This window comes from Undibacterium sp. TC9W, from assembly GCF_049339865.1.
In the GTDB taxonomy this organism is placed as follows: domain Bacteria; phylum Pseudomonadota; class Gammaproteobacteria; order Burkholderiales; family Burkholderiaceae_D; genus Undibacterium.
Genome location: NZ_JBMPPJ010000019.1, coordinates 114,072 through 121,335, shown reverse-complemented (window position 1 = coordinate 121,335; position 7,264 = coordinate 114,072). Strand labels below are relative to the sequence as shown.

The 7,264-nt window shown below is 49.6% G+C and carries 9 protein-coding genes; 5 read left to right on the top strand and 4 right to left on the bottom strand.

Features of this window, described 5'->3' with window-relative positions; all coding sequences use genetic code 11:
• The 3 genes from ACO0LN_RS22905 to ACO0LN_RS22895 form a co-directional block, all read left to right on the top strand.
• Nucleotides 1-182, top strand: a 182-nt coding sequence (locus ACO0LN_RS22905) for an ExbD/TolR family protein (RefSeq protein WP_422977797.1), incomplete at its 5' end; no start/stop codon positions are given.
• Nucleotides 183-196: 14 nt separating this feature from the next.
• A complete protein-coding gene (locus ACO0LN_RS22900; protein WP_174247581.1) occupies nt 197-631 on the top strand; it encodes an ExbD/TolR family protein in 435 nt (144 codons plus the stop codon).
• Between the two features lie 169 nt (nt 632-800).
• Nucleotides 801-2,054 (top strand): tetratricopeptide repeat protein, encoded by a 1,254-nt coding sequence (locus ACO0LN_RS22895; protein WP_422977795.1) that lies wholly within the window; start codon nt 801-803, stop codon nt 2,052-2,054.
• A 71-nt stretch (nt 2,055-2,125) separates the two neighbouring features.
• On the opposite strand, the gene ACO0LN_RS22890 is transcribed toward ACO0LN_RS22895, so the two are convergent.
• From ACO0LN_RS22890 to ACO0LN_RS22880, 3 genes are read right to left on the bottom strand one after another with little or no spacing between them, the layout of a single operon-like run.
• Complete coding sequence (locus ACO0LN_RS22890; RefSeq protein WP_422977793.1) at nt 2,126-3,130, bottom strand: diguanylate cyclase; 1,005 nt, start codon at nt 3,128-3,130, stop codon at nt 2,126-2,128.
• Between the two features lie 18 nt (nt 3,131-3,148).
• Nucleotides 3,149-4,003, bottom strand: a complete 855-nt coding sequence (locus tag ACO0LN_RS22885; RefSeq protein ID WP_422977791.1) for an HDOD domain-containing protein — start codon at nt 4,001-4,003, stop codon at nt 3,149-3,151.
• A complete protein-coding gene (locus ACO0LN_RS22880) occupies nt 4,000-4,320 on the bottom strand; it encodes a hypothetical protein (RefSeq protein WP_422977789.1) in 321 nt (106 codons plus the stop codon). Before ACO0LN_RS22880 ends, ACO0LN_RS22885 begins: the two co-directional genes overlap by 4 nt.
• A 318-nt stretch (nt 4,321-4,638) precedes the next feature.
• On the opposite strand from ACO0LN_RS22880, the gene ACO0LN_RS22875 reads away from it, so the two are divergent.
• Nucleotides 4,639-5,238 carry a DUF1345 domain-containing protein gene (locus ACO0LN_RS22875; RefSeq protein WP_422977787.1) on the top strand — a complete coding sequence of 200 codons (600 nt, stop codon included), beginning with the start codon at nt 4,639-4,641 and terminating at the stop codon, nt 5,236-5,238.
• Between the two features lie 58 nt (nt 5,239-5,296).
• Here ACO0LN_RS22875 and ACO0LN_RS22870 read toward each other — a convergent pair whose 3' ends face one another.
• A complete protein-coding gene (locus tag ACO0LN_RS22870; protein ID WP_422977785.1) occupies nt 5,297-5,755 on the bottom strand; it encodes a hypothetical protein in 459 nt (152 codons plus the stop codon).
• A 230-nt stretch (nt 5,756-5,985) separates the two neighbouring features.
• Between ACO0LN_RS22870 and ACO0LN_RS22865 the strand changes: the two genes are divergently transcribed.
• Nucleotides 5,986-7,224, top strand: a complete 1,239-nt coding sequence (locus tag ACO0LN_RS22865) for a nucleoside recognition domain-containing protein (RefSeq protein ID WP_422977801.1) — start codon at nt 5,986-5,988, stop codon at nt 7,222-7,224.
• Nucleotides 7,225-7,264 lie beyond the last annotated feature (40 nt).

The following is a 7,264-nucleotide window of genomic DNA, read 5'->3' as shown; positions in this document are numbered from 1 at the left end:
CAGGCACGGATGCCCTGTTTGAAAAGCTCAAGGTAGAAGCAGTCAAGATCCCGCAACCGGAGTTGCATATCCGTGGAGATCAGAATACCCGCTATGAGTTTATTGGCAAAAGTATCCTGACGGCACAACGTGCCGGTATCGCCAAGGTCGGCTTTGTAATTGAACCGCCACCACGGAACTAAGTAAAGGAAGCATTATGGGTATGCAAATTGGTTCCGGCGGTGGCTCAGCCGATCCGGAAGTGATGATAGAAATGAACATGACGCCGCTGATTGACGTCATGCTGGTATTGATCATCATGTTGATTATTACCATTCCTATTCAGAATCACGCGGTGAACCTGAATATGCCGACAGGCACGCCACCGCCACCAACAGTAGAACCAGTCGTCGTCAATATCGACGTCGATTTTGATGGTACGGTGTCCTGGAATGGTACGGCAGTCGATCATGCACAGCTGGAAGCGAAACTGGCTGAATCGGCAGCAATGCCTGCAGCAAACCAGCCAGAGATCCACCTGCGTCCGGTTGCTGTTGTGCCTTACAAGTCTGTGGCTGCGGTCATGGCAGCGGCACAGCGTCTTGGCGTGACCAAGATCGGTATGGTCGGGAATGAGCAGTTCCTGAAGTGATAAATAATCACTTCAAGGCATTTTCGGCGTATCAATGCTGACTTATTAAGGTATGATAGAAAATTGGCAGGGTTCTCCCTGCCATTTTTCATATTCGCGGGTTGGGCTTTGCCTGTTTTTAAGCTGCAATCCCAAAGTTTATTAAATTTATTGATTGAGAGATCAACATATGAAGCAACTTCGCTTGTCTCGTATTGCTGTATTGTTTGCAGCTATTGGCTTTGCCGCCGTACCGGAATTAACAAATATCGCAGCAAATCAAGCTTATGCTCAAGAATCCTTGCGCCCTGAGATTGCCAAAATTGTGCACGGCGCTGGTGAATTGTACAAAGCGAAGAAATTCAGGGAAGCGCTGTCCAAGATTCATGAAGCCGATAGCGTAGGCGGCAAGACAGTCAATGAAAATTTCACGATAGAGCGCATGCGCCTGTCTATCGCGTCTGCTGCTGGTGATAACGACACTGTGATCCGTTCCGCAGAAACCATTGTTTCTGCAAATAAGCTGGGCGGTAAAGAACAGTTGCAAATGATACAGGTGCTGGCGAATGGCTATTTCAAAGCAGGTAACTATAGCAAAGCTGTACAATGGTATAACCGTTACTATGCTGACGGTGGTACAGATTCTTCGCTGCGCCCCTACCTCACACAAGCCATGTTGCAGAGCGGTGACAGTGCAAAGGCCATGAAGGAAATCAATGCTGAATTGGCAGCAGATGAAAAATCTGGCCGCACGCCAAGTCTGACCAATTTGGAATACCAGTCCAATGACGCGTTGAAGCGTAAAGATATGGCTACTTATTCCAGTGCGCTGGAAAAAATGGTGGCCTTCCACGGTAAGAAGGAGTACTGGGTCAACCTGCTCAATAACATTGAGAGAAAACCTGGCTATTCCGAACGCTTCAAGCTGGACTTGATGCGTCTGAAACTGGCTCTGGGTCAAATTACCAAGAGTGCCGACTACATGGACATGTCTTTGTTCGCGATACAGGCTGGTTTCCCGGCGGAAGCCACCAAGGTGATCGATGCTGGCTACAAGGCTGGTGCATTGGGCGAAGGCAAGGATGCTGAGCGTCACAAACGTTTGCGTGATATGGCAAACAAGACTCAGGCTGAGACTACCAAAGGCCTGGCAGCTAGCGAAACTGAGGCCAAGGCAGCCAAGGATGGCAATGCTCTGGTCAATATCGGCTACGGTTACGTAACAGCGGGTAATTACGACAAAGGCATTGCGATGATGGAAGAGGGCATCGCTAAAGGTGGCCTCAAGCAGGAAGATGATGCGAAATTGCATTTGGGTATCGCCCAACTGCAGGCAGGCAAAAAAGCGAATGCAATCAAAACACTGAAAACAGTGAAGGGCACAGATGGCTCAGGCGATTTGGCACGTTACTGGGTGATTTACGCGAATCAGTCCAGCAAATAATGCATGGCTTGATGTAAAAACAAAGGCGCCTCCGGGCGCCTTTGTTTTTATACTTATCTTTATTGCCTGAGTCAGTTTGCGACTTGATTGCGCCCGTTATCTTTGGCGCGATACAAAGCCGCATCGGCACAGCTGATGAGTTCATTGCTATCTTGGCCGGTGCTCAAACTTGCTACCCCAAATGAGCCTGTAATATGCGGCAGCGGTTTTTGGCGATCGACAAATACCTTGGTTTTTGCCAGACGGCTGCACAGTCTTTGCGCTACACCCATGGCAGATTTGTGACTGGCGCCGGGCAGTATGACCATCATTTCTTCGCCACCATAACGCGCGGCAAAATCACTGGGGCGCAAGCCTGCATTCAATACTTTTGCCGCAGTCTGCAAGGCATCGTCCCCCAGCAAATGGCCATGCTCATCATTAAAGCGCTTGAAGTGATCCAGATCGACCATGATGATGCTCAGTGCTGCGCCGGTAGCGTGGGCATGCTGCACCATGCCAGGCAATTGCGCGTTCAACCAGGCGCGGTTGTGCAAGCCTGTCAGCCCGTCCACCATAGACAGCTGGCGATAGAATTCGCCAACTTTTTGACGACTGCGTATTTGCGCATTGGCAGCACGTATGCGGAACGACAGCAGTTGCAAGAGGTTGCGGGCCACACCATTTGACTCATCGATCAGACGCCAAAGCGTCTCAGCTTCTATCAGCAATAATTCACACTCATTGATGGCAGAAATGGTGGCTGAATGGATTTCTTCGTCCAGCACCGAGATTTCGCCTACGCATTCACCCGGCAGATACTGTGTGATGGTATTTTCCAGCTGATTGCTTTCTTCGGTAATGCGGCTGACGCCGAGTGCACCTTTGAGGACGATAAACAGTTTGGCACCCGAGCTATTGGCGTCCAGTACAACCTGGCCAGTGTAGGCGCGAACCACCATGCAATCCTTGATGATGTCGGCAATAAGTTGTCTGTTGTCTTCGGTAATGTCGCGGAAAAGGTGGATATCCTCAATACGATAATCCGTTTCCCTGAAAAGCTTGAGTCGTTCCAAAATCGTTTTATCCAGATACATGAGGCAAATATAAGAGTGTCAGAGTACGATCTGATCCATGGCATCGAAACGCATTTCAGTTTCGCGAAAAATGCTCAGGTAGTCAGCTTCACCAAGCCCTAGCGTATCCCAAGCAGCCTGCGACAGCAAGGGCAGGATATCGTTTTCATCCTGGGCCAGGTCAAGTACGTGCACAATTGCATTTGCTACATGTACGACCGAAGCAAGTACGTTCAGGTTTTCTTGTTCGGGATGATGGTGACCGCGTATGGCATCACACACTGCCTCAGAAAAGTTCCAGTGTGTTGCCAGTGCCAGACCAGCATCGACATGATCGATGTGCAGGATATGCCGTTCAGCTTCGATGAGCAGACAATCTCCCTCTTTTTGATAGCGCAGAACCTGTTCATAATTCGTCGGGTAGCATGTCACCAGTACCAGCTTGCCTATGTCATGCAACAGACCCGCAGTAAAGGCAAAATCATGCTTCATGTGCAGTGCACGCGAGATCAGCTCGGCACAGATCGCTGTCGCGATGCTGTGACGCCAGAATGCCTTGAAATCAAACGCAGGACATTTTTCAGTGGGAAACTTGTTCGATAAGGCGGTCGTACGAATCAGGTTTTTCACATTCTTGACGCCCAGCATGGCAGTCGCCTGCTGCAAGGTCACTACCTTGGAGTTATTGCCATAGTAGGATGAATTGGCCAGCCTTAATAATTTCGCAGTGACAGACTGATCCAGGGCGATTTTTTCATTCACCATGTCCAGGCTGCTTTCTTCATCATCAAGATTTTGCAGCATCTCCATGGCGACTTCTGGCAGGGTGGGCAAGTCCTTGATTTTTTTAACCACGTCTTCCAGTTGTACCTTGAATTCATTGATATCGGTCATTTGGCTTCCCCTTTACGGTAGTCAATGACGTAGGACTTCAGTATGTTCGTCGGCTCAGCATCACCCGCCTGGCGAAAGATTTTTTCTATGCGGTTTAATTTGGTCGCCAGATCTTCAAGCTCTTCATGCTCGGCACCCACTTCGCCCTCGACCGTCAATTGATGAATATCATGATGCGCAATTGCCTGCAGCATGCGCTCTGTCAACGTTGTGCCTGCGGGTAGCAAGACGTGGCCGACTTTATCAAGCAAATCATCGGCCAGCACTGTCCCCGGCGTCACCTTGGAAAGTGGCAAATAGCGGTAATGTCTGTTCATGGTGCTTGCCTCACTGAATGAGCGTGCTGCGTTATCAGAGACGTATTGCTTCAGTGTAATAAAAATTTACCTAAAAGGAAGTCGATTTTTTATTAAGACGCATGCATTAACCTGACCCGGTGATGAATATGTCCGAATATCAATTGATAATGAATATACTACACCTGTTACAGCAGCATGCTTGATTCTGACGGCCACCGGAATTTACTATATGAAATTCCGTAATTTTCATGCATCATTTCTCATATTTTTGACCTGTCAGGATTCATCATCAAACAAATTATTCAACGTCGCCCACGCCTGCTACTGACTTTAGCCTTGGGCAGTCTGGCGGCGGTTTTCTTGCCTGGGCCGCTGTCCCTGATAACTCGTGCCCTTTTTGGCTGGAATGTGGCGGTATGGGCCTATCTTTTGCTGATGGCCTGGCTGATGATGGGGGCAGACAAGCATGCAGTGCGCAAGATGGCGCAGCAGGAAGATGAAAGTGCCGTGGCGGTGTTGGCATTGATGTCACTGGCAGCAACTCTGAGCTTGCTGGCCATCATCCACGAATTGTCTGGCCTGGCAGGAGCCAGCGGAGAGGAAAGGGCGATCAAATACTTGTTTGCCTGCAGTACGGTATTGGGTTCTTGGCTGTTGCTGGGCGTGATTTTTTGCTTTCACTATGCATTGCAGTTTTATAACGCTCCGCCAGACAAGCCAGCCTTGCGTTTCCCGGAAGAGGAGTGCATACCAGATTTTTGGGATTTCCTGTATTTTTCATTCACCATCGCCGTTGCCGCACAAACTTCTGATGTGACCGTGATGAACAGGCAGACACGCAAGACTGTGCTTGCGCAGTCAGTACTCAGTTTCTTCTTTAATGTGGCCGTGGTTGGTTTTTCCATCAATATTGCTGCCAGCCTGGTAGGTAATTAGGCAAAAAAGAAGCCGCTACAGCAGGTAGTAGCGGCTTCTCTTCTTATGCCCTTCCGTTTTAGCGCCAATGATGATCATGATGGCGCTCACGTCTTTCTTCTCGCCATTCACGTTCGAAACGTCTTTCCTGGTGCCAGCCATGACGGTCACGCCATGGGCGGCCATAGTTTTGCTCTACATAGACATGCTCTACATAAGGTCTGGGAGAGCTCAACACTACAGGTACCCCACCTATACGCATATCCACATTGACACCATAGGGCAGGCGACTACCACTTTGCCAGGTACCACCATTTGCCCAGTACCAGTTACGCTGTGCGGGTGCGTAATATACCTGCTGGGACGGGTAATACACGTAGTTGTAGCTGCGTACTACCTGATGTACCGGAGGCGCAGGGTGCCAGCGGTAGTCCCTGACATAGGCATCGTGAGCAAGCACCGTATTTGCAGTGGCAGCACAGATCAGCAGAGCTGATGCTGCTGACAACAGGCCTTTGATAAATTGAGTGGCTTTCATGGCATCTCTTCCTTCGTTTTGATGTTCTGATGTTCTGATGTTCGTATAACGCGGCGCAGGACGATGCGGCTGACAGCAATTTGTGTATGTCCGTACAAAACTGCAAGCAGATGTTACAGACTGGTGGCATGCCCTCATGCCAGACGATTATGGCACCGGAGCAAATTTTCATACTACAGCGCAAGCTTTTCATGATAAAAAGCCTGCACACTTATTCCATATTGAATGCCATGTTACTCACCTACATCTGGACAGGTTTTTTTTTGATCGGCTTTATTGCTGCCCTGGCGCAATGGTTGATATTGGGAGATGTAGAAGTATTCAAGCGCATCATGGACGGGACTTTTGAGTCAGCTCGCCTGGGTGTCATGGACATCGCCTTGCCGCTGGCGGGTGTCATGACATTGTGGCTGGGCATCATGAATATTGGCGAAAAAGCCGGGGCGATTGACTTCATCGCCAAAATCATTGGCCCCTTTTTTGCCCGGATATTTCCTGGCGTGCCGCAAAACCATCCGGCCAACGGCCATATGGTCATGAATTTTTCAGCAAACCTGCTGGGCCTGGACAATGCTGCCACGCCCTTTGGCCTGAAAGCGATGGAAAGCCTGCAGAGCCTGAACCCCAGCAAGGATGAGGCCAGTGATGCACAAATCATGTTCCTGGTCTTGCATACATCCGGCCTGACATTGATCCCCCTAGCCATCATGGCGCAACGCGCCGTGCTGGGAGCAAAAGACCCTTCGGATATTTTTATTCCCTGCATGATCGCCACCTATGTAGCCACCGTGGTGGGTCTGATTGCAGTTGCCATCAGACAGCGCATTAATTTGTTTGACCGGGTGATCATGGGCTGGCTGTGTGGTTTGACGAGTTTTATCGTTGCCCTGGTCTGGTATATGAGTCAGCACATGAGCCGTACTGATATTGAAGTGTTTTCCAAAATCAGCGCCAATCTTTTGCTATTCACCATTATCATCAGCTTCATGCTGGGTGCCATGCGCAAGAAAGTGAATGTCTATGAAGCCTTTATCGAAGGTGCCAAAGGCGGCATACAGACTTCGCTGACCATCATCCCTTACCTGGTGGGCATGCTGGTCGCTATTGGAGTCTTGCGCAATTCCGGCATCCTGGGGTTTATCGTTTCCGGTTTTACTTGGCTGTTCACACAAATGGGGTTGAATACCGATTTTACTGCCGCCTTGCCAACCGCCCTGATGAAGCCGCTCAGCAGCTCAGGCTCACGGGCGCTGATGGTAGATGCGATGAAAACCTATGGCGTGGATTCATTCATTGGCCGCCTTACCTGCATTTTCCAGGGCTCTGCTGACACGACCTTTTATATTGTCGCCCTGTACTTTGGGTCAGTCGGCATACGCAAAACCCGTTATGCGATTTCCATGGGCTTGCTGGCTGATTTTGCTGGCGTAGTCGCAGCGATTTTTGTTGCCTATCTGTTCTTTCATTAAAAACAGACGCCACATGCAAGTGTCTGCATGTGGCGGATTA

What these genes read in the sequence shown, in the direction of transcription:
- ACO0LN_RS22900 (WP_174247581.1), top strand. Translation starts at nt 197, where the DNA reads ATGGGTATGCAAATTGGTTCCGGCGGTGGCTCAGCCGATCCGGAAGTG.
- ACO0LN_RS22895 (WP_422977795.1), top strand. Translation starts at nt 801, where the DNA reads ATGAAGCAACTTCGCTTGTCTCGTATTGCTGTATTGTTTGCAGCTATT.
- ACO0LN_RS22890 (WP_422977793.1), bottom strand. Translation starts at nt 3,130, where the DNA reads ATGTATCTGGATAAAACGATTTTGGAACGACTCAAGCTTTTCAGGGAA.
- ACO0LN_RS22885 (WP_422977791.1), bottom strand. Translation starts at nt 4,003, where the DNA reads ATGACCGATATCAATGAATTCAAGGTACAACTGGAAGACGTGGTTAAA.
- ACO0LN_RS22880 (WP_422977789.1), bottom strand. Translation starts at nt 4,320, where the DNA reads ATGAACAGACATTACCGCTATTTGCCACTTTCCAAGGTGACGCCGGGG.
- ACO0LN_RS22870 (WP_422977785.1), bottom strand. Translation starts at nt 5,755, where the DNA reads ATGAAAGCCACTCAATTTATCAAAGGCCTGTTGTCAGCAGCATCAGCT.
- ACO0LN_RS22865 (WP_422977801.1), top strand. Translation starts at nt 5,986, where the DNA reads ATGTTACTCACCTACATCTGGACAGGTTTTTTTTTGATCGGCTTTATT.